General features: G+C 37.1%; 19 protein-coding genes. 9 read left to right on the forward strand and 10 right to left on the reverse strand.

What is annotated here, in order from left to right:
• Nucleotides 1-46: 46 nt before the first annotated feature.
• The gene (locus tag IEV85_RS18915) at nucleotides 47-292 is read left to right on the forward strand and encodes a CBU_0592 family membrane protein (protein WP_229712654.1); all 246 of its coding nucleotides are present in this window, start codon (nucleotides 47-49) and stop codon (nucleotides 290-292) included.
• Here IEV85_RS18915 and IEV85_RS18920 read toward each other — a convergent pair.
• Nucleotides 289-888, reverse strand: a complete 600-nt coding sequence (locus IEV85_RS18920; protein ID WP_188466423.1) for a TetR family transcriptional regulator — start codon at nucleotides 886-888, stop codon at nucleotides 289-291. The two genes, IEV85_RS18915 and IEV85_RS18920, sit on opposite strands and share 4 nt — an antisense overlap.
• Before the next feature lie 133 nt (nucleotides 889-1,021).
• On the opposite strand from IEV85_RS18920, the gene IEV85_RS18925 reads away from it, so the two are divergent.
• The 3 genes from IEV85_RS18925 (at nucleotide 1,022) to IEV85_RS18935 (ending at nucleotide 6,906) form a co-directional block, all read left to right on the forward strand.
• A complete protein-coding gene (locus tag IEV85_RS18925; RefSeq protein WP_188466425.1) occupies nucleotides 1,022-2,287 on the forward strand; it encodes an alkaline phosphatase family protein in 1,266 nt (421 codons plus the stop codon).
• A gap of 17 nt (nucleotides 2,288-2,304) precedes the next feature.
• Nucleotides 2,305-5,400 (forward strand): SusC/RagA family TonB-linked outer membrane protein, encoded by a 3,096-nt coding sequence (locus IEV85_RS18930; RefSeq protein WP_188466427.1) that lies wholly within the window; start codon nucleotides 2,305-2,307, stop codon nucleotides 5,398-5,400.
• Between the two features lie 63 nt (nucleotides 5,401-5,463).
• Nucleotides 5,464-6,906, forward strand: a complete 1,443-nt coding sequence (locus IEV85_RS18935; RefSeq protein ID WP_188466429.1) for a SusD/RagB family nutrient-binding outer membrane lipoprotein — start codon at nucleotides 5,464-5,466, stop codon at nucleotides 6,904-6,906.
• A gap of 509 nt (nucleotides 6,907-7,415) precedes the next feature.
• On the opposite strand, the gene IEV85_RS18940 is transcribed toward IEV85_RS18935, so the two are convergent.
• The 3 genes from IEV85_RS18940 to sdaAB all read right to left on the reverse strand — a co-directional run bounded on the left by IEV85_RS18940 (nucleotide 7,416) and on the right by sdaAB (nucleotide 10,847).
• Nucleotides 7,416-8,765, reverse strand: a complete 1,350-nt coding sequence (locus tag IEV85_RS18940; protein WP_188466431.1) for an efflux RND transporter periplasmic adaptor subunit — start codon at nucleotides 8,763-8,765, stop codon at nucleotides 7,416-7,418.
• A gap of 2 nt (nucleotides 8,766-8,767) precedes the next feature.
• Nucleotides 8,768-10,099: a TolC family protein gene (locus IEV85_RS18945; protein WP_188466433.1), complete on the reverse strand. Its 1,332-nt coding sequence runs from the start codon at nucleotides 10,097-10,099 to the stop codon at nucleotides 8,768-8,770.
• A gap of 70 nt (nucleotides 10,100-10,169) precedes the next feature.
• Nucleotides 10,170-10,847 (reverse strand): L-serine ammonia-lyase, iron-sulfur-dependent subunit beta, encoded by a 678-nt coding sequence (gene sdaAB / locus IEV85_RS18950; RefSeq protein WP_188466435.1) that lies wholly within the window; start codon nucleotides 10,845-10,847, stop codon nucleotides 10,170-10,172.
• A 90-nt stretch (nucleotides 10,848-10,937) separates the two neighbouring features.
• Here sdaAB and IEV85_RS18955 point away from each other — a divergent pair, with 90 nt between their 5' ends.
• Complete coding sequence (locus tag IEV85_RS18955; protein WP_188466437.1) at nucleotides 10,938-11,768, forward strand: aminotransferase class IV; 831 nt, start codon at nucleotides 10,938-10,940, stop codon at nucleotides 11,766-11,768.
• Here the strand turns inward: IEV85_RS18955 and IEV85_RS18960 are convergent.
• Nucleotides 11,758-12,210: a type I restriction enzyme HsdR N-terminal domain-containing protein gene (locus IEV85_RS18960; protein WP_188466439.1), complete on the reverse strand. Its 453-nt coding sequence runs from the start codon at nucleotides 12,208-12,210 to the stop codon at nucleotides 11,758-11,760. The genes IEV85_RS18955 and IEV85_RS18960 overlap by 11 nt on opposite strands.
• Before the next feature lie 80 nt (nucleotides 12,211-12,290).
• On the opposite strand from IEV85_RS18960, the gene IEV85_RS18965 reads away from it, so the two are divergent.
• The 3 genes from IEV85_RS18965 to IEV85_RS18975 are packed head-to-tail and all read left to right on the forward strand — an operon-like array spanning nucleotide 12,291 to nucleotide 15,078.
• Complete coding sequence (locus IEV85_RS18965) at nucleotides 12,291-13,085, forward strand: AMP nucleosidase (protein ID WP_188466441.1); 795 nt, start codon at nucleotides 12,291-12,293, stop codon at nucleotides 13,083-13,085.
• Nucleotides 13,086-13,091: 6 nt separating this feature from the next.
• The gene (locus tag IEV85_RS18970) at nucleotides 13,092-14,729 is read left to right on the forward strand and encodes an amidohydrolase (protein ID WP_188466443.1); all 1,638 of its coding nucleotides are present in this window, start codon (nucleotides 13,092-13,094) and stop codon (nucleotides 14,727-14,729) included.
• Nucleotides 14,716-15,078: a nucleotide pyrophosphohydrolase gene (locus IEV85_RS18975; protein ID WP_229712655.1), complete on the forward strand. Its 363-nt coding sequence runs from the start codon at nucleotides 14,716-14,718 to the stop codon at nucleotides 15,076-15,078. The genes IEV85_RS18970 and IEV85_RS18975 overlap by 14 nt, the downstream gene beginning before the upstream one ends.
• 36 nt (nucleotides 15,079-15,114) lie before the next feature.
• On the opposite strand, the gene IEV85_RS18980 is transcribed toward IEV85_RS18975, so the two are convergent.
• From IEV85_RS18980 to IEV85_RS19000, 5 genes are all read right to left on the reverse strand, one after another.
• On the reverse strand, nucleotides 15,115-16,836 hold the full coding sequence (locus tag IEV85_RS18980) for an amidohydrolase (RefSeq protein WP_188466447.1): 1,722 nt from the start codon (nucleotides 16,834-16,836) through the stop codon (nucleotides 15,115-15,117).
• A gap of 131 nt (nucleotides 16,837-16,967) precedes the next feature.
• Complete coding sequence (locus IEV85_RS18985; protein WP_188466449.1) at nucleotides 16,968-18,302, reverse strand: PorP/SprF family type IX secretion system membrane protein; 1,335 nt, start codon at nucleotides 18,300-18,302, stop codon at nucleotides 16,968-16,970.
• A gap of 161 nt (nucleotides 18,303-18,463) precedes the next feature.
• Nucleotides 18,464-20,128 carry a T9SS type B sorting domain-containing protein gene (locus IEV85_RS18990; RefSeq protein WP_188466451.1) on the reverse strand — a complete coding sequence of 555 codons (1,665 nt, stop codon included), beginning with the start codon at nucleotides 20,126-20,128 and terminating at the stop codon, nucleotides 18,464-18,466.
• 258 nt (nucleotides 20,129-20,386) lie between these two features.
• Complete coding sequence (locus IEV85_RS18995; RefSeq protein ID WP_188466453.1) at nucleotides 20,387-20,959, reverse strand: DUF4269 domain-containing protein; 573 nt, start codon at nucleotides 20,957-20,959, stop codon at nucleotides 20,387-20,389.
• A gap of 150 nt (nucleotides 20,960-21,109) precedes the next feature.
• Nucleotides 21,110-22,987 carry an endonuclease gene (locus tag IEV85_RS19000; RefSeq protein WP_188466455.1) on the reverse strand — a complete coding sequence of 626 codons (1,878 nt, stop codon included), beginning with the start codon at nucleotides 22,985-22,987 and terminating at the stop codon, nucleotides 21,110-21,112.
• Nucleotides 22,988-23,251: 264 nt separating this feature from the next.
• Here IEV85_RS19000 and IEV85_RS19005 point away from each other — a divergent pair, with 264 nt between their 5' ends.
• The gene (locus IEV85_RS19005; protein WP_188466457.1) at nucleotides 23,252-24,379 is read left to right on the forward strand and encodes a fatty acid desaturase family protein; all 1,128 of its coding nucleotides are present in this window, start codon (nucleotides 23,252-23,254) and stop codon (nucleotides 24,377-24,379) included.
• The last annotated feature ends 118 nt before the right edge of the window (nucleotides 24,380-24,497 follow it).

A 24,497-nucleotide genomic window follows, 5' to 3' on the forward strand; every position in this document is an offset into this window, starting at 1 on the left:
CAGAAATTAAAAATTATCATGTTAATTTGTTCTATTAACTAAGACAATGATACTCATTATGGATTACCTGGGCTGGATAGGTGCCGTGTTTTATATTGTTTCATACTTGCTGTTAAGTTTCCAAATCGTTACTTCACAACAGGTAATTTATCATTTTCTTAACATAGTAGGGGCAGTTTGTTTGATATTGAATGCTTTGCAAATCAATGATCTTCCTAATGTGGTGGTAAACATAGTTTGGGCAGTGATAGGTTTATTAGCCATATACTACGTAAAAAGAAAAAGCGCTTAAGCGAGACCTAATATTTGCTTAGTATGGTTCAAAAACAAAGCAATTTTCTGATTGTATAAATCTTCAGATTCTTCAAACATTCCTAAATAATAATAAGCCCCATCTACTAAAGCGAAGATTATTTCTGTTGTTTCTGCTATATTTTTAATATTGATTACTTTATGTTGTTGGGCTTCTGAAAGTATAAGAAACAGAGCTCTGTGAAGCTCCTCTAAATACGCTTTAAAACTTATCTTAAAAGTCCTGTTTCGGTAAACCATTGCATAACAGCTGTAAAACACACCATCATCAAAGTAGCTATTCCACTTTCTGGAGAATAATTGCTCAAGATAATTGTTTAACTGATCTTCAGATGTAATTACAGTTCGTGAATGAGGCGACATCACACGTAAATGCTGTTCCAGAATATATTCATTTAACCCTATCAACAACTCTTCTCTATTCTTAAAATAATGCAAAACTAAACCTTTGCTCACACTCATCTGAGCAGCTACTTTGTCAATAGAAGTATTTTCAAGTCCAATACCTTTAGCAACCTCATAAAACGCTATTATAATTTCCTTTCTACGTTGAATACTAAGGTCTCTCCTACCCATTTTTTTTACTTATAAATAACATAACAATGAAAATAAACCCATAATAAGAAACAATTCCTAAACATAAACATAATCATTATTTAATTGACCAATTGGTCAATCTATTTCCTTGCTAATTAGATTTGTGAAAAAAATGCATCACACAAAAGTAATTTTAGCAATCATATTTTTGGGCGTTTCGATTCAATTATATGCACAAAAATCATCTTCAGTAAATTCTACTATTGAACCAGAAAAAAAAGTGGTTTTCATCATAGTAGACGGAATTGCTCCAGACATGTTGAAGAAAGCAAACACTCCCTTTCTGGATCAGATAGCCCAGGAAGGCAGCTATTCGGAAGCAACTGTAGGTGGTAACACTGGTACTTATTCAGAAACTCCTACTATTTCCGCAGTTGGCTATAATAGCTTGCTAACTGGCGTATGGGTTAATAAGCACAATGTTTTTGGTAACAGCATCAAAAACCCTAATTACAATTATCCTACAATATTTAATCTGTTAAGTAAGTCTAAGCCAGAATTAAAAACAGCAATATTTTCCACCTGGCTCGATAACCGCACCAAGCTTGTTGGCGAAAATCTTCTTCAAACTGATTCCCTCCAAATAGATTATGCATTTGACGGTTTTGAATTGGATGAAGAAAGATTCCCTCATGATAAAGAAAGAGTTTTTATTAAAAATATTGACGAATTAGTAGCCAATGAAGCTACCAGGTATATAAAGGAAGAATCACCGGATCTCTCCTGGGTATATTTGGAATTCTCGGATGACATAGGCCATAAGTTTGGGGATAGCCACCAATTGGATGAGGCAATTGCATTTGAAGATAAATTAATTGGCCAAATAGCCGAAGCTGTAAAATATAGAGAATCAATATTTCATGAAGATTGGCTCCTTTTAATTACTACTGATCATGGCAGAACAGCATTTGATGGGAAGCACCATGGCGGACAATCAGATCGGGAACGCAGCACATGGATTATAACTAACCATCAGAATACAAACAGTTACTTCCGATCTGAAACTCCTTCTATTGTAGACTTACTCCCCACTATGGTTTCTTTCTTAGAAATAGATGTAGCTGAAAAAGTAAAGTTCGAATGGGATGGAGTCTCTCTCACTGACCCCGTAGAAGCAATTAATTTAACAGCAGACGTAATGGATCAAACCATTAAACTCACATGGAAGGCATTAGATCTGAATAATAATAGTACTGCTCAAATCTATGGAAGTACTACTAACAATTTTAAAAATGGAGGGGAAGATAATTATGAATTCATATCAGAAATTCCCCTCAACAAAGAGTACACAGAAATTCCTCTCAGCCAAGAATGGAAGAAAATCATTTTAAAAACTAAGCATCACACATTGAATACATGGATAATCTATAATAACTAAACCTAAATACAATTCTTATGAAACAAATTTTAACAAGCTTATTAATGTTGGTAAGCATGGTTTCCTTTAGTCAGGGGGTGATTAAAGGAAAAGTCAAGGATTCAAGCACCGGAGAACCTTTGATAGGTGTAAATGTCCTCATCAAAAGTACTGGCAATGGCACCGTCTCTAATATTGCGGGGGATTTTGCCCTGGAAGCAAGCAAAGGAGACACACTTATATTTTCTTATATTGGTTTCGAAAAAATGCTCCTTCCTGTTGAGAATGAAACAATAATAGAAGTCGCATTAAAGCAAGATGTACAACAATTAAGCGAAGTTGTTGTAACAGCACTTGGTATTAAAAAGCAGGTAAAGGCCCTTGGGTATGCTGTACAGGAAGTAGAAGGGGAAAGCCTCGAAAAAGCTAAAGAACCTAATATTATAAACTCTCTTTCAGGCAGAGTTGCAGGTTTAACCATCCAGAATTCTACTGATTTATTTCAAAATCCGGGTATTAGCCTTAGAGGGGAAACTCCTTTATTAGTAATTGATGGTATACCTGACCGAACACTTGATATATGGAAAATTAATTCAGACGATATTGAAAGTGTGAGTGTTTTAAAAGGGGCCACAGCATCTGCCCTATACGGTTCTGTAGGAAGAAGCGGAGCCATAATGATTACCACAAAAAAGGCTAAAAAAGGTAAAATCAATGTGAGCATCAATAACTCCACTATGTTTCAACCCTCTTTTATCAAAGTTCCTAAAGTTCAAACACAATATGGAAATGGCAACCAGGGTGTTTATGCTTATGTAGATGGCAGCGGTGCCGGTACAGAAGGTGGCGGCTGGATTTGGGGCCCTAAACTGGATCAGAGAGACCCTTCAACTACCAGTGGATTTGTTGAAACAACTCAGTACAACAGTCCCCGAAATCCTGAAACCGGAGAACTTATTCCCATCCCCTATATTTCAAGAGGAAAGGATAATATTGACAACTTCTTTCGGAATGGTTTAATCCAATCCAATAATATAAGTGTTGGTTGGGGAAATGATGTGGCAAGCATAAGAACTTCTATCTCTAATGTATACCAAAAGGGAATAGTACCTAATACAGATTTAGAAAACTTCTCATTTAACCTGGCTTCCTCACTTAAGCCAATAGAAAAACTTACAGTAACTTCTAACATCACTTTCAATAAGCAGTATACAGAAAACTTTCCTGAAACAGGTTACGGCCCCACTAATTATCTTTACAATCTGGTTTTATGGACAGGTACTGATGTTGATGTAAGAGATTTAAGAGCCTATTGGGTAGAAGGCCAGGAAGGCTTTCAACAAAAACATTTTAACATCTCCTACTATAATAACCCTTATTTTCAGGCTTATGAATATTTAAGAGCTTATAATAAAAATAGTGTTTTTGGGAATACTTCATTTGTATTCAATATTACTGATGAGCTATCAGTAAGAGGCAGAACAGGAGTAAATATATATAGCCTGGAAAGAACGTACATAGAACCTAAAAGCTATATAGGTTATGGTGCAAAATCACTTGGTAACTTCACAATTCAAAATGAAAACTATTTTGATGTCAACTCAGATATTGGCTTAAAATATGAAAAGACTTTTAACAGAAATTTCACTTTAAATGCTGAAGCTGCTTATGTAAATTATTTCAGAGGAAGTAATAGCAACAGACTGGCAACTGACGGACTCAATATTCCTGGATTCAATAACGTAAGTAATAATGCCGGGACCAGCTTATTCGGTTCTAACCGTGAAGAAAATGAAGCCATCAATAGTTTTTATGCTTTTGCAGATTTGGAGTTTTTCAATTCTTTCTATGTTTCATTAACCGGCAGAACAGATAAAGTATCCACCTTACCAAAAGAAAGCAACACCTTCTTTTACCCATCCGCATCCGGCTCTTTGGTTATTTCAAATCTAATTGATTTTCCTAAGTGGTTTACCTTTGCGAAAGCACGTGGATCCTGGGCAAGAGTATCGGAAGGTAAAATTGGTGATGACCCTTACAGCTTCATCATGGCTTACAACAAAGGAACTACCTGGAATGGTGTACCATCTGCTTCTTTTGGTAACAGTCTTTTGTCATCAGACCTTCAGCCAGAAACTTCTGATACATGGGAGGTTGGAACACTTATGCGTTTCTTCAATAACCGTTTAAATGTGGATGTGGCTTATTATGAGGCAAGGGATTACAATAATTTAATTTATAGCCCAATATCAGAAACAACAGGATATCAAAGTATACTTTTGAATGGAGATGAATATAGAAGGAAAGGAATAGAAGCAACTATAGGCATTACTTCCATTGCAACCAATCACTTTGAATGGAATACCTCAGTAAACCTTAGCAGAAATAGGCGTTACCAGGAAGCTATTTTTGGTGATAGGGAACAAACAGCTGATTTAATCAAAAAAGGTGAAAGAACTGACAGGATATTTGCAGAAGTATACCAGACCAACAGCCAGGGACAAGTGATTTTTGAAAATGGTTTCCCTTTAAGAGATCCCTATAGAAGATATGTAGGAAACGATAACCCAGACCTGACCTACGGAATCACAAATACTTTTAGATATAAAAACTTCCAATTATCATTTTTATTTGATGGCCGAATAGGAGGATTGATGTACTCTACTACTAATCAAAAAATGTGGTGGGGTGGTACTGAGCCTGGAACTGTTAATCAGTTTAGAGATGACGCTAACAATGGTGAAAGCACTTACATAGGCAATGGTGTTGAAGTAACTGGTGGAGAAATTACTTATGATATAAATGGAAATATTACCAGTGATACTCGCACTTTCGCACCTAACGAAACCAGAGTGAATTATATTTCTTTTATGCAGTCTACCAGCAATAATCATAACAGTAATTATCACTATTACGAGGAAACTTTTATCAAATTAAGAGAGCTTACTTTAACCTATAATTTTTCGGAAAAACTTCTCAATAAGACACCATTCAATGGCTTAAGCGCTTCATTTGTAGGCAGAAACCTCTGGTTAGCTTCCAAAATTCCAAATGTAGATCCTGACTCAGGAGTGGATAATTTACAAGCTCCCTCTACAAGAAATATAGGTTTTAACATAAATGCTAAATTTTAAATGTTGGCAATGAGCACACATTTAAGCATCCTGCATACGACAACTAAAAACAAAATTATACAAATGAAAAAAACACTTATACTCTTCACATGCTTCACAATCTGCTTTGGTTGTACCAAAGTGGATGATTTGCTGGAAGACCCGAATAGAGCAACTTCAGTTACACCTGATCTGATATTAACCAACCTGGAAATACAGGCGTTTAATAATGTTAGCCTCTCAGCTGCACTAGCAAGTCGCTATTTAACTTTTACAGATAACATAGACCAATATCAGTACTATGGTTGGCAAAGAAGCAACTTCTCCGATTATGATAACCTGAAGCAATCGCAAAAAATGATTGAGGAAGCCAAGAGAACAAATATTGAAGTGTACCAGATTCTCGGGGATTTTTTCAAAGCATACTTCACAATTGAGCTTACACAAGTATTTGGCGATATCCCCTTTACTCAGGCACTGAGTGTTGAAGATGGTATTTTAACACCTGAATACGACCAGCAGAAAGAAATTTATCTAAAAGTTTTGGATATGCTTAAAAACGCTTCAATAGCGCTAAGTAGCAACACTGAGCCTATTAATGGTGACATCATTTATTTTGGAGATAAATTAAAGTGGAGAAAGCTTATAAATAGCTACAGCTTAAGGGTTCTTATGAGTTTATCCAACAAAACTGATGAAGGTTCTCTGGACATCATCAATCGCTTCAATGAGATCGTGAGCAATCTTACTGAATTTCCGGTTTTCACCTCCAATGAGGATAATGCTGATCTTGAATTTGTTAACGTTCAGGGTAACAGATATCCACTATTCAATAGCAATAGCTTACAAACTGCATATTATCTGGAAAAATCTTTTGTAGAGCGTTTGCAAACACTACAAGATCCAAGGTTATTTGTATTTGCTGATAAAAAGCCAAGCGCAGCTGATGCTACGAATGGCGATTTTACTGCTTACGGGGGATTATATGGTAGTGCAGAATTAAGCGTAAATGCTGCAGAAGCTGTATCCGGAGAAGCTTCACGTATTAATTCACGTTACTACTCCAACCCTGTTAATGAACCTTCTATTTTGATGAGCTATGCTGAATTGTCATTTATCTTAGCTGAGTCGGCTGTTAGAAATTGGACAACGGTAAATGTAAATGATGCCTATGAAGCTGGTATTACTGCTTCAATGGAATTTTACGGCATATCCATTAATTCAGATTACTTGGGTCAGGATGGAGTTAAGTTAAATGAAGAAAATGAGATTGCAAGCATACTCACTCAAAAGCACATAGCAATGTTTTTAAACACTGGATGGCAAATATTCTATGAACAAAGAAGAACTGGCTTTCCGGAGTTCAACATAGACGGGGGTGGAATTCTTAATGCAGGCAAAATACCTAAAAGATGGATGTATCCTGAGAGTGAATTGGTCAATAACAATAAAAATCTTCAAACAGCTATTCAAAGACAGTTTTCAGGTGGCGACAATATTAATGGAAACATGTGGCTGCTCCAATAATAAGAAGATAAATTTAAGGAGGCTGTCTCAAAAGGATAGCCTCTTATCTTTTGCCTAAATTATTTTATATCTAATGAAAAGGAGGCTCAAAACCTCGTAGAGGTGAAACTATGGTAATATATGAACTTACCATACTTTAAAGTCCTGTAAGGACGACATTATACTGACACTTCTACCTTCCAACTTCAAATGTCATCCCGATGGGATTTTGAAATCCTGTTAAATTAATTGCTACCATAGTTTCGTCTCGCTGGGACTGATACCTTTGATACATACAATAAGATCAACTTTTATGATAACATATTCAAGTAAACTAGGAATATGAAATGTTTCGTGAGACACGAAACATGGCTAAGATAGAATATGGAGGCTCACAACCTCTTTTTAGCTGAAAAAAAAGCCAATTCAAATGGCTATAAAAACAGGTTCAAGATTATCAAGTGGCACTCAATAAAAAAGCTCCTTTATTTTAATAATGAAGGAGCTTTTTTAGGGCTAGTCAGATAGCTCTATTGTTTAGGAGCGCTTTTGCTGTTGGCATTATTAGCCTCCACCAAATCTCCATCTTCCAATGTTTTAGAAACAGCCAAAAATGGTCCTTTCACTACTTTAGTTCCTGCTTCTAATCCTTCTTTAATATAAATATATTCAAAATCACTGATTCCTGTCTTCACGGTAGTCATTTTAACAGTATTATCCGGCTGAATCACAAAAACCACTTCCTTATCCCCAGACTTCCCCTTTACTTCAGCTACTTCTTGTTTCTTAGCTGCTGTATCTTTTTCCACTTTAGGAGTTCTTATTGTTACTGCTGAAAGCGGCACTGTTAAAACATCTTTCATAGTTTCAGTCATAATCTCTACACTGGCGGTCATACCAGGTCGGAAAGGAGAGTCATTTTCTCCTTCCAATAAATCTTCATAAGATTCATTGAGAATTTTAACCTTCACTTCAAATTCAGTTACCGCATCGTTTGATGCCTTTTCTTTTGCAGTATTAGCGATAGCAGTAACCACGCCTTTAAACTCTTTCTCCATATATGTGTAAGAATCCACCTCAATAATGGCAGTATCACCAATATTAATTCTGATGATATCATTCTCATTTACATCTACTCTTACTTCCATGTTGTTAAGGTTGGCAATCCTCATTAACTCAGTTCCCGCCATCTGTTGAGTACCTACTACTCGCTCACCCAATTCCACACTTAGTTTTGACACCGTGCCATCAACAGGTGAATAAATAGTAGTTCTCCTTAAATTTTCCTGAGATTCATCCACAGAAGCCTGGCTACTTTGTACAGTAAATCGTGCTGCAAGCATACTTTTCTCTGCTGCCACTCTATCGTTTTGGGACACTGTATAGTTTGCCTGGGCTGTTTCAAAATCTGATTGAGAAATCACTTTCTGATCGTACAACTTCTTCTGCCTTTCGAAATCCTGCTTAGCTCTTACTTCCTGTGCCTTGGCCCTTTCTAAAGCTGCTTCGGCTTGAGCCAAATTAGCTCTTTGTTGGTTTAAATTAGCCTTAGCTCTTTCCATAGCACTTATGAAATTATCAGGACGGATTTTAAGTAGTAAATCGCCTTTCTTTACCGGATCACCTTCCTCAACATTTAATTCAATAATTTCACCTGCAACATCAGGGCTTAACTTCACTTCCACCACAGGTTGAACAGTTCCACTGGCATTCACTTTTTCGATGATAGTTCTTTTTTGTGCCTCTTCTACCTCCACTTTAGTACTGGGAGGCTGGCCTATCACTCCGGACTTTTTACCTATGATAGCGGCAATAATTAATACAACAACAACTCCCAGAAGGATATAAAGTGTTTTTTTTGAAGACTTCTTCTTAGCCATGTTTAAAAATTTAAAGGTTTACCCTGATAAAAATCCAATACTTTTAGTTTAAAAATATAATCATATTTCGCGCGAATCAAATCCGACTTCACCCCTTCAAAATCATTCTTGATCTGTGTATATTCTACCGCATTGGTAGCGCCCAGCTGTAATCTCTGCTCGGCATTTTCAAAAGAAAGTTGGGCTGCTTCCAGGCTGTTTTCTAATGCTGAATATGCTTTCGCTGCAGATTTAACATCCAAATAGGCTTGCTCGATAGTTTGCTGAAGCTGATTTTTAGTATCTGTAAGCTGGTAATTAGTCCTCTTTTTTAAAATTATTGCCTGCTGTACATTATTTCTTACCTGAAAGCGATTAAAAATAGGGATATTCAATTGCAGCCCTATATATTGTCGCTGATTAAAATCCAACTGATCAAAATAAGAAAATTCCGGACCTAGTTGCTCAGCTGCTACACTGGAATAGGAAGTGGAGAGACCTCCCACTATATTTAAAGAAGGATAATAATTACTTTTAGCAACACCCACAGCATAATTTGCGCTTTCTGTTCTTGCCATAGCTGCTTTAATGACCGGCTGATTTTGTAAAGCATACATGTAAATTTGAGTTGAGTTTTCAACTAATGCATTAGTCTCAGGATCAGGTAATTCAGGGGTTTCAATAGAAAATTTAACATCCGCAGGAATTTGAAGTGCCTGCTTTAGTTGCAATAGAGAAAGTTCAAGATTATTTTCAGCTCTGATTACTTCTAATTCATCATTAGCCAATTGTTGCCTGATCTGCAATAGATTGGCAATGGGCAGAGCGCCTAATTCCACTTGTCTGTCAGTTTGGTTTTCCTGACTTTGGGTGGTCTCCAGCCTTAAACGAGCCGTCTCTAAAAGCTCTTTATTAAATAATATATTGGTATAAAAGGTGACTACGTTCAAAATTACATCATTTTTGGTTGCCTGTAAATCATAGTTGCTCGCCACTACACTTTGCTCATCTCTTTTAATTGAGTATCTAATCTGGAAACCATTGAAAACAGGAATACTGGTATTGACCCCTCCATTCTGAGACTGAATTTCCTGATCAACTATGGTGTTGGTAAAGGGATCGACTGACCTACCTTTTGAGGCTGTATAACTGGCATTGGCATTCAAATCAGGTAAACTGCGCATTTTTGAACCAAATAAATCAACATCCGCACTTTCTAAATCAAGCTCAGATTGTTTAATCTGAATATTGTTATCCATTGCATAATCTATACATTGCTGCAAAGACCACGTATCCTGGCTAAATACCTGTGCTGACCATAAACACAAAGCCATTAAAAAAATATTCTTCACCATTTTAAAACTCTCTTTTAACTTAAATTTCCAATTTCGCTCTTAAGCTATATAAATAATTGTTTATTTACAATTACATATCAATATCCGGTATATAAATAACCTCTTTTACCCATTCCAAACTCTTTAAATATTCTAATGAAATTGGTTTTAACCCGGAATCCATCTCTATCACCAAACATGCTACATCATTTTTTCCTTTTCGGGATACACTCATTGTAGCAATATTGATTTTATCGTTTGTTAATATGTTGGAAATGAAAGCTATACTTCCCTGAGTATCTTTAGCAGTAATAATTAATGTATGCAAAGCAGCCGAAAAGTTAGCTGTAAATCCATTTACTTTAGCAATGTTAATTACTCCACCTCCCCTGCTTTCTCCAATTACTTCTACCTGTTTTTCGCCTTTTGTTAAATTAAGTTTAATAGTATTAGGATGAAAAGTGGCAGCATTACCAATGGACTTAAAAGTAAATTCCAATCCATTTTCTTCTGCATAGTCGAAGGAATTCTTGATGCGCTTGTCATCAGTTTTGTAATTGAGTAAACCGGCAATAATAGCCCTGTCGCTTCCGTGACCTTCATAAGTTCGTGCAAAAGAGTTATAAAAAGTAATTACTGCCTGATCAGGAATGCTACCCAAAACTTTAATAGCAGCACGTGCAATCCTCACCACTCCGGCTGTGTGCGAACTGGAAGGACCTATCATTACAGGGCCTATCATATCAAAAACACTGCTTCTTTCTGCCATAATTCAAATTAAAATCCAATATTAGACAAATATTTTGACCGAGGAAAGTGAAATTGATGAAAGGAAGTAAGAAGTTTTAAAAGTGTTTATATGATGATTAACTACAATGGTAAATTTTTAAACTACAACTCAAACACAATAAAGTTTAATAATAGAGGATTAAATTATGGAGATGGAATTTTTGAGACGATTATTTATCATAATGAAAGTCTTTCATTATATCCTCTTCATTGGCAAAGACTTAAAGAAAGCACAGCGGCATTAAAAATGAAGCTACCATTTACCAGGGATGGTTTAAAAGAACTACTGCTGGAACTAATTGCTAAAAATGAGTTAGTTAAAAAAAGAGCAAGATTAAAAGTACTAGTTTACAGACAAGAAGGTGGTTTATACTCTCCGGAAAGTACTCAGTCAGATTTTCTTATCTCAGCAATTCCTCAGCCAAAGCATCAATTTAAACAATTTAATAAAGTATATACCTCAAAGTCAGTACAATTACAATCTTCACCACTAAGTCCTCTCAAAACTATATCAGCGCTACCCTATGTATTAGCCGGAATAGAAAAAAAAGAAAGAGAGGCAGAGGAATTGGTTTTAACGGATACTTCAGGAAATATTGCAGAGGCATCCGCTGCCAATATTATTATTTATTCTGCTCCTGATAATAAGTTTAGCACGCCTTCACTAGACTGTGGTGGTATAAATGGTGTAAGCAGAAGGTTTTTATTGCAGGAAATGGAGAAATTCAATTTAAATTGCGAGGAAGTGAAGTTTAATGTGAATAAGCTGAATAAGGATATTGCTTTATTCACCACCAATGTTGCGGGAGTTAACCAAATAATGTCTGTTAATGGCATTGAACTCAATGGAGGCGAACAGGCTTTCTACTTACTTAACAATCTTTTTCCTTTTAACCATTAATAGCTTCCTGGTAATCTGGTATGGACTCTTCAAATGAAAGAGCTTTTGCCTTAGGCCTAAAGCAAAAATGATCTACTCCATTAGTCAACACCATATATTTAGCTTTTACCTGGCTAAAATAGGAGGCAATTTGAGAAAATGTTTTTTGAGTGATTTTTACTTCAGGAGCTTTACACTCTACTAAAAGCAATGGCAACATGTCAGGCCCATAGGCTACAAGGTCTGTTCTTTTTTGTCTTTCATTGTATTTTAGTCCAGATTCCATGCTTATTAAAGAAGCAGGGTAATTTTTATGATGTATCAGAAAGTTTAGGAAGTATTGACGGACCCATTCTTCCGGGCTTAAAACCAGATATTTCTTCCTGATGGGATCAAAAATATGTATCTTTCCGTCCATTTTTCGGAGATTAGGCTCAAAAGCGGGAAGATTAAGTTTTTGCATTCCGTTTACTAATTGTGGGAAAGAACAAAATAACAATCAATATTTGAATATCGAATCATTAAAGCTTAAAAAACTAATAAATGAAGACAAAAAAGGAAATAGTAGATAACTGGCTACCGCGCTACACAGGCACAGGTTTAGATGAATTTGGAGATTATATTTTGCTAACTAACTTCATTACTTACGTGGAATTATTTGCCCAGCAATATGGAGTAGAAATAAAAGGCAAAGACAAACCTATGCAAACTGCTACAGCAGAGGGAATTACTATAATTAATTTTGGAATGGGTAGCTCTGTGGCTGCCACTGTGATGGATCTTTTATCTTCCATCATGCCAAAAGCAGTACTATTTTTAGGAAAATGTGGTGGCATCAAGAAAAAATCTAAAATTGGAGATTTGATTTTACCACTTGCCGGCATCAGAGGTGAAGGTACCAGCAACGATTATATTCCGCCTGAAGTACCTGCACTTCCTTCATTCCGTTTACAAAGAGCAGTTTCTTCTATGATCCAAAAACATGGATTGGATTATTATACTGGTACAGTTTTCACCACCAACAGAAGGGTTTGGGAGCATGATGATGAGTTTAAGGAATATCTGAAAAGAATAAGAGCAATGGCAGTGGATATGGAAACCGCTACTATTTTTTCTGTAGGCTTTGTAAACAGCATTCCAAGAGGAGCCTTGCTATTGGTTTCAGATAACCCAATGACGCCTGAAGGGGTAAAAACTGCTGAAAGTGACTTAAAAGTAACAGGCAATTTTGTAAACTATCATCTTCAAATTGGAATAGATTCTTTAATTGAATTGAAAAATTCCGGTGCCTCTGTAAAACACCTGCGCTTTACAGAAACTTTATTTGATAATGAGTAGGCTTTTATGAGAAATAATATTCTATTAGTATTTATAGCTACCCTTCTGTTTTCCTGTAGCGAAAAAGAGCAGGCAGATTTTATTTTCATTAATGGCCAGGTGTACCAGGTAAATGAGGGCTTTGAAAAAGCCGAAGCTTTTGCCATTAGAAACAATAAGTTTATTGCTGTCGGTTCTGAAAAGGACATTTTGAATAATTTCAAATCAGACAGCACTATCGATTTAGCGGGAGCCGCTGTGTACCCCGGATTTATAGATGGACATGCCCACTTCTACCGTTACAGTTTAGGATTGCAGGATGTTGATTTAACAGGCACGCAATCATTCAATGAAGTAGTGCAAAGGCTTCAAAAGCATGCTGAAAAGTACCCTGAAGATAATTGGCTTTTTGGCAGAGGTTGGGATCAGAATGATTGGGAGAATAAAGAGTTTCCTGATAAAGACACCCTTGACATCCTTTTTCCTAATAAAGTAATTATGCTCCACAGGGTAGATGCACACGCTGTATTAACCAATTCAAAAGGTTTACAAACAGCGGGTATCAATGCTAATACCAAAATTGCAGGAGGAGAAGTTGTAATGAAAAATGGTGAAGCAAGTGGTGTATTAATTGACAATGCCATTGATGCCTTAAGTGAAAAAATACCTGAAGCCTCTCTGGAAAAAAAGCAGGAATTGCTACAGCAGGGGCAGAAAAATTGTTTTTCTGTTGGAATTACTTCTCTTGCAGATGCGGGGCTGGATCGCAAACAGGTAGAATTAATGGATGGCATGCAGAAGAATGGCTCGCTAAAAATGCGAACCTACGCTATGATTAGCCCTACTGAAGCCAATATGAACTATTACTTTGGCAAGGGTCACTACAAAACAGACTTTATGCATGTACGCTCCTTTAAAATTTATGGTGATGGTGCCCTGGGATCCAGAGGAGCGAGCTTACTTCACCCCTATTCTGACATGCCCGAAACTAAAGGTTTTTTATTAAGCGAAGTAAACACTTTCGACAGCCTGGCCAAGATAATAATGGCTAAAAATTTTCAGATGAATACCCATTGCATAGGGGATTCAAGCAATAGGGTAATAACAGATATTTATGCTAAATACTTAAAAGGGAAAAATGACAAAAGGTGGAGAATAGAACATGCTCAGGTTGTTACCAGCGCTGATATAAACAAGTTTGGCTCTTACAATATTCTGCCTTCGGTACAGCCCACTCATGCTACTTCTGATATGTATTGGGCTGAAGACAGGTTAGGAGAGCAAAGAATAAAAACTGCTTATGCTTACCAGGATCTGCTAAAGCAAAACGGAATGCTGATTTTAGGCTCAGATTTCCCTGTTGAAGACATCAATCCTTTGTATGGTTTTCATGCTGCTATTGCCCGACAAGATGAGGAAAACTATCCTGAAGGAGGTTTTCAACCGGAAAATGCGCTTACCAGGGAGCAGGCCTTAAAAGGAATGACTATCTGGGCTGCCTTCGGACAATTTGAAGAGAATGAGAAAGGTAGTATTGAAAAAGACAAGTTAGCTGATTTTGTTATTCTTGATCAGGACATTATGGAAATACCTTATGAGAAAATAAGAGCTACTAAAGTAATGGAAACATGGGTAGGTGGGAAAAAAGTGTATGAAAACAAATAGAATGTCAGATCAATCAAAAGAAATTACTTTAAATGAAGCACAGCAAAAGGTGGATGAATGGATTAAAACCATTGGTGTGCGCTATTTTAATGAACTTACGAACATGGCTATTCTTACCGAAGAAGTGGGTGAAGTAGCTCGATTGATAGCTCGCAAATACGGTGAGCAGTCTTTTAAAGAAAGTGATAAAAACAAAGACTTAGGAGACGAAATGGCTGATGTACTTTGGGTACTAATTTGTTTGGCCAATCAGACAGGTATTAACCTTACAGAAGCACTTGAAAGAAATTTCGAAAAGAAAACAGGGAGAGATAAGGAGCGACATAAAAAAAATGAGAAGCTGAAATAATCAGCTTCTCATTTTTTAGGTCAATTGATTAATATACTAAAGCTCGTAAACTACTTTACCTCCAAAAATTGTTTTAACCACTTTTGTTTTCAAGATTTCTTCCTCAGGAATAGTAAGAATATCTTTATCAAAGATGGTGAAATCTGCCAGTTTACCTACTTCAATTGACCCCTTGATATCTTCTTCAAAAGCGCCATAAGCGGCATCTAAAGTATAAGATCGAAGTGCTTGTTCTCTGGTCATTTTTTGTGCAGGTTCATAACCTCCTTCAGGTTTCCCTTCTAAAGTTTTACGTGTTACACTGGCATAGTAGCTTGCTAAAGGATTAATTGGTTCTACTGGTACGTCTGTTCCATTTACAATAGGAACACCTGACTGTAATAATGCCTGCCACATATAAGCTCCTTCTTCAATTCGCTTTTGGCCTAATCTGTCAATTGCCCATGGTCTGTCAGATGACATATGCACTGCCTGCATTGCCGGAATTACTCCAAGTTCAGCAAACCTTGGAATATCCTCCGGATGTAAATGCTGAGCATGCTCAATTCTGAAACGGTGATCCTCTGCTATTTCACCATTTTCTTTTAAAGCTAATTCATACCTATCAAGAATCTCCCGATTAGCTCTGTCACCTATAGCGTGAGCGCACACCTGAAAGCCATGTTCCAAACCTTTTTTTGCTGTTTCTTTTACAAATTCCATAGGAAGAGTTTCATGGCCAAAATGGCCGGGTCTATCGGTATATTCTTCTAACAGCCAGGCTCCACGAGAACCCAGGGCCCCATCACAATTCAATTTAACAGAACGGATAGTGAGCAAATGAGCAGTATCGATTTCAGGTCCTTTGGTATACCACTCTTCCAGTAATTCTCTGTCCCAACCGGTAAGCATAGCGTACATTCTAATCCCAAGCTTTCCTTCTTCCTTCATTTTTTGATACAGCGCAATATTTTCTCTGCCAATTCCAGCATCATGAAAACTGGTAATACCATTCCGATGGCAGGCCTCCACTGCCAGTTCAAATGCCTGTATATCCTTTTCTTCTGTACTTTCAGGAATATGTTGTGTAATGAGAGACATAGCTCTTTCATTAAAAATGCCAGTAGGATTACCGTTTTCATCTCTGAAAATCTCCCCTCCTTCTACTTCCTGATTATTATTTAAGCTTTCCTTTGAGAGAGGCATAACACCTGCTATTTGCATAGCTTTTGCATTCGCAAACCCAGCATGTCCACTTGCGTGACGTAAGTAAACAGGATTATCAGGAGAAATTTCGCTTAACATATGGTGAGTTTGAAAGCCATTAACCATTTCATCGGGCATCTCAGTCCATTTACTTTGATGCCAGCCTCTTCCTGTTATCCACTGGCCTGGTTCTGCCTTTTCCACAGCGATTTTTATTTTGTCAATGATTTCCTGATAACTTTTAGTATCAAGTAAGTCGACATTCAATTCATTGTAGCCTAAACCCATAAAATGTCCATGTCCTTCAATCAAACCCGGAGTCATCGTCTTTCCCTCCAAATTAATAAGTTGAGTGGATTCTCCCTGGAAATCAACTACACCCTTTTCTGAGCCAGCAAAAATAATTTTACCTTCTCTAACAGCCACCGCTTCAACAGTAGCTTCTTGCTCATTAACAGTATAAATAGTACCTCCCTTTATTATTAAATCGGCCTTTTGTTGCTGTGAGGGACTGCAGGCAATAGCTAAGCAGGTTGCCAGAAGAATTAAAATTTTAGAGGTGAGTTGCTTCATGAATTGATTATCTTTTTTATCAATCCAATTTAGTAGCACAAATGTTTTAAAGCAATAAGATTTTTTTGAATGGTACCGATACGTAAACTCTAATAACGAAAGTCTCTTACAAATGAGAGCAAGAGTTATACTTATTCTTCATTCTCGTAAATCCATGTTTCATCAAAGCCTTCTGTTTGCCGCATTACCATTCTCATAGATCGAGCTTCATCTATGTCTTTTGTCCTAAGGATATAAACATAGGTAAGCCTGCTCTTGGCATTGTAAATTTGATTCACATTTTTAAACCCTCTGTCTTCCATTTCTTTTACATACTCTAACGCATTCTCCAGATCGTTAAATGCTCCTATAATAACATAGTAAGTATAATCTTTAGGCTCGGGTTCAGGTTGTGGCTCAACTTTAGGTTCAGCCTTTTGAGGTACCGGATCGGACTTAATCCTTGGGCTTGGCTTCTCAACCTTTATTGTATCTGCCGGAGGAATTTCTTTTACTACTTCAGGCTCCTCAACTTTTTCTTTCGGTGGCGCAGGCTTTTCTACTTTCTTAGGTAATGGTTTAGGCTCAGGTGGTTCCTTTACGGCATACGACTTTTTCTTGCCAATCCTGAATCCCAGTAACACTTCGTGGCTACCTTGCCCCAATTGTTCCACTTGCTCTCCAGCCATTTCATAAGCATATCCAAACCGGATAGGTCCGGCATTAAATCCAAACAAGATAGTAGGCCCATAATCTGGCCTGAAAGCCCCCCCTACATAAATCGCCTCTGAAAAATTGAGAATACCACTAAACTCCATATAATCTTCCACACCCTCTTCCATTTTGTAGACAGCTGAAGGCTCAAAAGCCAAACCATTAGCAGAGCCCAATTTTAGGCCCGCTGTGAAATTAAGGTGCTGGTAAAATGTTTCTTCAGGTTTCTCGGCAATCTCAGGGTTCAAAATTGAATTTCCAAGCAGGCTGGGTAAGGAGACTCCTACATGAAATTTGGGAGTATGGTAAACTAGTCCAAAACTGAGAATAGGATTATAGGCTCCATCAAAATTAGCAATTGCAGGATCATCAGGATTAGCTGAGTTGCCAAGGTCATATTCTGTATTGAAAGCTCCTCCCGATAGGCCGATACTGAGTCTTTTAACAGGGCTAAAAGGAATTACATAATTAGCAGAAAGCATTCCTGACATCGACTTAATCAAACCGTTCTGGTCATAAAAAAAATTACCTCCTACATTAAATTTCCGACTCACGGGAAACTGCATTCCTACATTTGAAAGAGCTGGAGCACCTTCAATGCCCAACCACTGCTGTTTGTGGATTAGCTGAATATAGGTATAGCCCTCCAGGCCAGCATAGGCCGGATTAATAGTATAGGGCGAGGTGAAATATTGAGAAGGAACAGGAAAAAGCTGAGCTTTAGCCATAACAAAAGTAACACAAAGTAAAAGTGTGAAAAATACTCTTTTCATTTCATTCTTCTTCATATCACCTGTCCGATACTATTCATCTTTTCAAATATTAATTAATCAGGGTCAAAACTCTTTAATTTCTTTGCAATATAAAAGTATTTATAATTTTTACTTTCCAAATCTGTATGTTGTAACAGATTTTAAGCTTATAATGCATTTTCCTACCTTAACAAATTTATACTTCCTGTCTTTACAGTTTTGCCTCCTGCATCCTTCACAACATAAAAGTAGGTAGTGGGAGCTAATTGCTCTCCGTTTTTAGAAGTGCCGTTCCAATCATTATTATAAGGTTGAGCACTATATACTTCCTGCCCTAACCTGTCAAACACTTCCACTGAATTATCCGGAAGCTCTTCTATTTTTTCAATTTTCCAAACATCGTCAATTCCATCTCCATTAGGAGAAAATTGGTTTCTTGGCTTCACTTCTATAGGGATAGGTTCGATTTTAATACTTATGACAGCACTTTTTTCAATAGCACCTGAACTTGCAAATAGCTGAATTTCAAAATTCCCAAGAGAAGTTGTTGGCTCGGAACTGATTTTAAGCGAACTCTGACCAGCTCCATTTTCTAAAAGTGGTGGATCTACACTAATGGTAAAATCAGACCTGGAAGTAGAAACCTCCAGCGCAACAGGCTCGCTAAATCCATCAATTGATTCCACTACAATATTTATTTGTGTACTTTCACCCTGTATAAGAGATATACTTTGCCTTGCCACATTCAGTTCAAAATCAGGAAAACCATCTTGAGTTATTGTTAAATCAATAGTAGTACTGGCAGTTAATCCAGCCGGGCCATTTCCAGTAACCACTATTGAGTAAGAGCCTAAAGAGGTATTATCCGCCACAAAAAAGTCGATAGTAGCTGTACTTTCAGTAGTATTTGAGCTAATGGTTTCCCGACTCATTTCTGCAGTAACTCCGGCAGGCAAACCACTGAGGCTTAAGGTAGCACTACCTGAAAAATTGTTCACCGGAGTAAGTGATACAATACTGAATGTGCTCTCTCCCCGAAAAACAGAAAGTGAGTAAGGATTTGCTTTTAATGTAAATGATACTGGTGGCGCCTCCTCAACAGTAATTATAATTTTCTTTGCTGTGCCTTCTACCGTATTGTTTATTTGTACTGCCTCCAACTCAAAAACACCGGGAGTAACTGTCCAGCCACCGGAAGGGTAAAGCGTGTAGGGGGAAGACTCATCGGTAAAAGATTGAATAGTAGAACCACTCCCCTGTTCTTTAAAATTCCATTTTACAGCAGTTGCGGCTCCATTTATACTTGCCCGAAAATTAATAATTTCAGGCAGATCCTCCTGACCGACTGTGATGTTACTATTTATCGCGCTATAGCCGGATATGGCTTCATCATTTTCTAAAAATGTAAAGCTACCTACCGTACCCGGAGCCTCCACCTCTTTTATAATTAAGGTAATTTCAGCAAGACGATACCTTGTTATGCCTTCATAGTTAGCAGTACCTGCAATTTTCAATGGATAGGAACCAGTACTGGCAGACTCAGTAACCTGAAGAGTAAGAACAGATGAATTTGCAGTACCTGGTACGGAAGCAGGCGCATAATTAGCAGAAACGTTTGCCGGCAAGCCGGGAAGCGGATGGATACTGAGGCTCACGGCATCGGTAAATTCGGCTGCTCTATTAATCGTAATATTGACAGTACCTGAAAATCCTTTTTGGACTTCAACCGTGGTAGTACCCGGCAAAATCTCAAAAACATCTATGTTCTGATGTGCTGATGAAGAATTAAAATGCGTAGAATGAGACGGATTTATGGCATGGCCCTGAGATAAAAAAAAAGTAAACAATATTAAATACACTAGTATCTTAATTCCTGAAAACCTTATAAAACCCTGACAAACCTCCATAATTCTGAAATTAATAAAATATAAAGCGCTGATTATTAAATAGATAAAAAACATACGCTAGTATTTATTTTAAAGTATAATAATACTCTCTTTTGAATAATTTTGCTAGTTAATGTAATATATTTGAGCATTACGTGGCAATATACGATGAAGTTTAGATATCAGGCTTTCCTATTAATTATTTTTGTCATGGGTGTTTTACTCAGAAGGGAGAGTTAATAGTGCCTGATAAGGGTTACCATCCAGACCTAAAAGCTTTGCAAAAGCAGGTTCTGTTTTATAGCCTTCTTTCTTTAATTTCTTTACAGCATTTTTAAAATCCTTTCCTTTATTCTTTAGAATTTGAAATTCATTAATCAGATGAAGATAAGCTGATTGTTGAAGAATAGGCCTGTTTTGACCAAATATTTCAATGGTAAAGTCAGATGTTGAAAAAGTGGCAATGGTAGAAGGTAAATACTGAAATTCTTTAGAATAAATTGTAAAGGCAGGTTCATTGCCATACAGATTTATCACTTTATTGAAAAACACTTTCTGGTTTCTGCAAAAGCAAATTATATCCAAATCACTCTCTGGCAAATCAATTTCTAAAGGAATGGTGCCAACAAGCGTAGGTTGAAACTCTCGCAGACTCTCCATTATTGTATATTTCCGCAGTGTAAGATATGCCTGCTTTTGCCTTTGATTTCCTGTTTTCAGATACTCAATACTCCTAAATTGATCCATCATTCGCAAAAATACTGCTTCTGATTCATTTTTAAAATACTTCAAAAGACTAAGCAGTATTCTGAAAGAATTTGAGTAAAATAAATTATATTTTTAGATAAGGTTCTATCTGATAATTCTATCTTTAAACACTCTAAAATTTCAAATTTTTAGCATTTTTCCCATTATTTTCATATTCTGAAAATGAAGGTGAATTTATTCTATCACAACAAATTTTTTAGTCATCACCTTCTTCTCTGAATAAACCTTTACCACATAAAGCGACTGCTTTTTAAGTTTGACAGGTAAATTTGCTGTAGGAGATTGATTTGAAGGACGGTTGTACTCCATTATTTGGCGGCCAGAGGCATCAAAAATTGCAATCTTAATAGTTCCTGTCAATCCATGATTTACTGTAAGTTCATGCTGCTGGTAGCTTGTACTAATTTGCGGTAAGGCTCTTGCTGAAGAATTACTGCCCCAAATAGCAGCAACGTATTCCGGGTGATCTACAAAAGGATTTCTGTTTCCCTGATGAACAAATGCAGCCTCATTTCTGGCAATTTCCTTTGCACTTACGGGATCATTATTATGCCATGAAATTAGAAGAGCCAGCGCCCAACCTTCAAATACTTTTGCTGATGAGCCATCTAAAACTGCATCGCTATAGGAACTATTATTCTCCCATCCTGCAATAACATTTTCGTATCTGGTAGCCATGTAAAACGCTGCCCGGGCAATGTCTCCTTTAAACTCATCAATTGGTTCAAAAACAGTTCCGCTATAGCCAAGTCCTGAGGCAGCATTTCCTAATTTACTTCCATTGGATGAAACATAGCTGGCTGAACCTACTTCCCCGTACGGAAAGCTACTTCTCTTACTATTTACAAAGCCATCGGTAGCAAAAATATGGTGCACATCAGAGTTCATGGGTTCCACATCTCCACCAAACCAACTCCTGGGAAAAGAATGTTCTCTGTTATAGCAATTGCCTTCACCTGAGTAACTACCACACTGATCCGAGGATTTAGCATAAGAATAAGCGTCCGTTCCTGCTGGCTTTTCAGAATAAATATCTAAAATTGAACCATCATTCTCATAATACATATCCAATTCATTAGCCGCATAAAAGCTCCATAGAGCACTGTATCCCTGAGAATCATGCCCTTTTATGATATTGTACAGAGCAGTTTTTAACGGGTAGCCTGTAAGCCCGGATGCACTACTGTAATATCCACTTCCACCATTTCCGGGATCTGAGGCGCCAATGGTGAAGTTAACAGTTTCAGAAGAACCAAAAGAACCGCCTCCACCTAAATTGGTGCCCCCGCTGTTGAGTGCGAATGAGCCATTTCCAAATGAACAGCAGATTCCGTCACCATAGCTGTCAGAAATTGTAAAGCTATAATTTCCGTTCTCAAGGCAGAATGTCTCCGTGTAGGTGGTGTTATTAGACAAGTTGCTTTCTGAATATAATGTAACTCCTGCAGCATCTTTTATGGCCCAGCTGGTTTCTGAAGCATAATTATCAGTAGTAAGTGAGAGTGCTACATCTGTGCAATTTCCAGTGTCTCCCCCATTACCTCCCCCTGCGGTTGAAGGACTAAAATCATCAACATACACTACCTCAGAGCCATCAAAGCCTGAAACATCGTAAAAGCGAAGCCCCACAACAATACTTGAAGAAGTTGGCGTATAGTTGAAATTAATCTGTTGCCACTGGTTAGTTCGATTTGGATTGGAGTAACCCTGGTAGCCATCAACATACAACCTTGCTCTCACACCACCTTCTGTATGATATACCCAAGTGGAGAAATTGTAGCTTTGCCCCGGGTTTACGCTAATTGACTGTAAAAAGTCTGTATTGCTTTGAGTTGATGTATTTACTGTTATTTTCGCTGAACTATTACCCTCTTTAACAATAGAAGTATTTTGGGTTACCGCAATGCCTGCATCAATTGTGGTCCAACTGCCTGGTTCGCCACCAGCCCAATTTTCAAAGTCTCCATTTTGAACTTGCGATGTTGCATTGAAACTTAATAAGCTCAACAGGAAAATGAGCAATGGTGCACTTATACGGTAAAAATTTTTCATTCTTATCAGGTTTAAAGGTTTAGTGAAATCATTACTAAGGTATGAAAATTTTCGGCTATTATACATCAATAAGTTATTTCCAAAATGTAAAGAGATCATTAAATCGATAGGTACTCATTTAATGATGCCTTACATTCTACGAGCTGACTAACATACTTATCATTTTATTATTAAAATGCCTTTATACTTACACATGACTTAAAAACCGTAAACAGTAATGTTATCACCAGTTTAAAGCCGTACCTTGAAGCCTAACATATTTTTATGCAGCATACATCAGTTAAATTTAACACTACAGACAACCTGGAATTCATTTCAGAACTTCGAAAAAAAGTCAACCAACATTTCAAAACCAACAAAATTTCAAAATATGCCAACAACAGCATGAGGCTTAAAACTACCTTCATGTTATTGTTGTATTTTGTGCCTTTAATTTTCTTAATCAGTGGTGCTGTAACAACTCTTTCAGCCGCTTTAATCAATTTCATCATTATGGGATTTGGAATGGCTGGAATAGGACTTTGCGTAATGCATGATGCCAACCACGGAGTGTATTCTAAAGAACAGTGGGTCAATAAGGTATTAGGTTTTACTGCTAACTTTCTTGGGGCTTACCATATCAACTGGAAGATTCAGCACAACGTATTGCACCATTCCTTTACAAATGTTGATGAGCATGATGAAGATATTGACAAAAAAGGAGTTATCAGGTTTTCCCCTCATCAAAAAAGAAAAAGTGCCTTTAGGTTTCAAGCCTACTATGCGCCTTTTCTTTATGGTTTTATGACATTTTATTGGCTGGTAGCCAAGGATATAGATCAGTTAATAAGATATAATAAAAGAAATTTACTGAAATGTCAGGGGCTCACTTTCGCTAAGGGAATTTCACTTATGCTATTCAATAAAGCCTGGTATATCGGTTTAACGCTTATATTACCTATTTTAATTTCCGGAATTATTTGGTGGCAGGTTTTATTATGCTTTTTGCTGATGCAGTTTATCAGTGGCCTGGTGCTGGCACTGGTTTTTCAGCCCGCACATGTTATTGAAGCCACAGATTTTTATAAAACAGATGAAAATGGAAGTTTGGAAAATAACTGGGCCATCCATCAATTAAGGACTACTTCAAACTTCGCCAATTCATCACCGTGGTTTTCCTGGCTGATTGGAGGCTTGAATTATCAAATTGAACATCACTTGTTCCCGAACATTTGTCATATTCATTATCATAAAATTGCTCCAATAGTAAAGGAAACTGCCCTGAAATATGATATCCCTTATCACCATCAACGCTCTTTTGGGAGTGCCATTGTCAGTCATTTTTCCCTGCTAAACCAACTAGGCACAGGTTCTTATGATAAAGCTAAGGTAAAAGAAACAGCTTTTGCGTAATAATTTATTTTCTTCATTACTCTCACTGTAAATCAGGCGTTTATATTTAATAGTGCCTGGTTTACAGTAAAAATACTCTCCTCTCTGAATAAATTCCCATCCGGTTTAAAACTTTTTT

The sequence above is a fragment of the Marivirga lumbricoides genome (assembly GCF_014636295.1).
GTDB classification, from domain to species: Bacteria; Bacteroidota; Bacteroidia; order Cytophagales; family Cyclobacteriaceae; genus Marivirga; species Marivirga lumbricoides.

What these genes read in the sequence shown, in the direction of transcription:
- IEV85_RS18980 (WP_188466447.1), bottom strand. Translation starts at nt 16,836, where the DNA reads ATGAAGCAACTCACCTCTAAAATTTTAATTCTTCTGGCAACCTGCTTA.
- IEV85_RS18925 (WP_188466425.1), top strand. Translation starts at nt 1,022, where the DNA reads ATGCATCACACAAAAGTAATTTTAGCAATCATATTTTTGGGCGTTTCG.
- IEV85_RS18965 (WP_188466441.1), top strand. Translation starts at nt 12,291, where the DNA reads ATGAAGACAAAAAAGGAAATAGTAGATAACTGGCTACCGCGCTACACA.
- IEV85_RS19005 (WP_188466457.1), top strand. Translation starts at nt 23,252, where the DNA reads ATGCAGCATACATCAGTTAAATTTAACACTACAGACAACCTGGAATTC.
- IEV85_RS18935 (WP_188466429.1), top strand. Translation starts at nt 5,464, where the DNA reads ATGAAAAAAACACTTATACTCTTCACATGCTTCACAATCTGCTTTGGT.
- sdaAB (WP_188466435.1), bottom strand. Translation starts at nt 10,847, where the DNA reads ATGGCAGAAAGAAGCAGTGTTTTTGATATGATAGGCCCTGTAATGATA.
- IEV85_RS19000 (WP_188466455.1), bottom strand. Translation starts at nt 22,987, where the DNA reads ATGAAAAATTTTTACCGTATAAGTGCACCATTGCTCATTTTCCTGTTG.
- IEV85_RS18915 (WP_229712654.1), top strand. Translation starts at nt 47, where the DNA reads ATGATACTCATTATGGATTACCTGGGCTGGATAGGTGCCGTGTTTTAT.
- IEV85_RS18930 (WP_188466427.1), top strand. Translation starts at nt 2,305, where the DNA reads ATGAAACAAATTTTAACAAGCTTATTAATGTTGGTAAGCATGGTTTCC.
- IEV85_RS18955 (WP_188466437.1), top strand. Translation starts at nt 10,938, where the DNA reads ATGATGATTAACTACAATGGTAAATTTTTAAACTACAACTCAAACACA.
- IEV85_RS18985 (WP_188466449.1), bottom strand. Translation starts at nt 18,302, where the DNA reads ATGAAAAGAGTATTTTTCACACTTTTACTTTGTGTTACTTTTGTTATG.
- IEV85_RS18940 (WP_188466431.1), bottom strand. Translation starts at nt 8,765, where the DNA reads ATGGCTAAGAAGAAGTCTTCAAAAAAAACACTTTATATCCTTCTGGGA.
- IEV85_RS18975 (WP_229712655.1), top strand. Translation starts at nt 14,716, where the DNA reads ATGAAAACAAATAGAATGTCAGATCAATCAAAAGAAATTACTTTAAAT.
- IEV85_RS18920 (WP_188466423.1), bottom strand. Translation starts at nt 888, where the DNA reads ATGGGTAGGAGAGACCTTAGTATTCAACGTAGAAAGGAAATTATAATA.
- IEV85_RS18945 (WP_188466433.1), bottom strand. Translation starts at nt 10,099, where the DNA reads ATGGTGAAGAATATTTTTTTAATGGCTTTGTGTTTATGGTCAGCACAG.
- IEV85_RS18960 (WP_188466439.1), bottom strand. Translation starts at nt 12,210, where the DNA reads ATGCAAAAACTTAATCTTCCCGCTTTTGAGCCTAATCTCCGAAAAATG.
- IEV85_RS18970 (WP_188466443.1), top strand. Translation starts at nt 13,092, where the DNA reads ATGAGAAATAATATTCTATTAGTATTTATAGCTACCCTTCTGTTTTCC.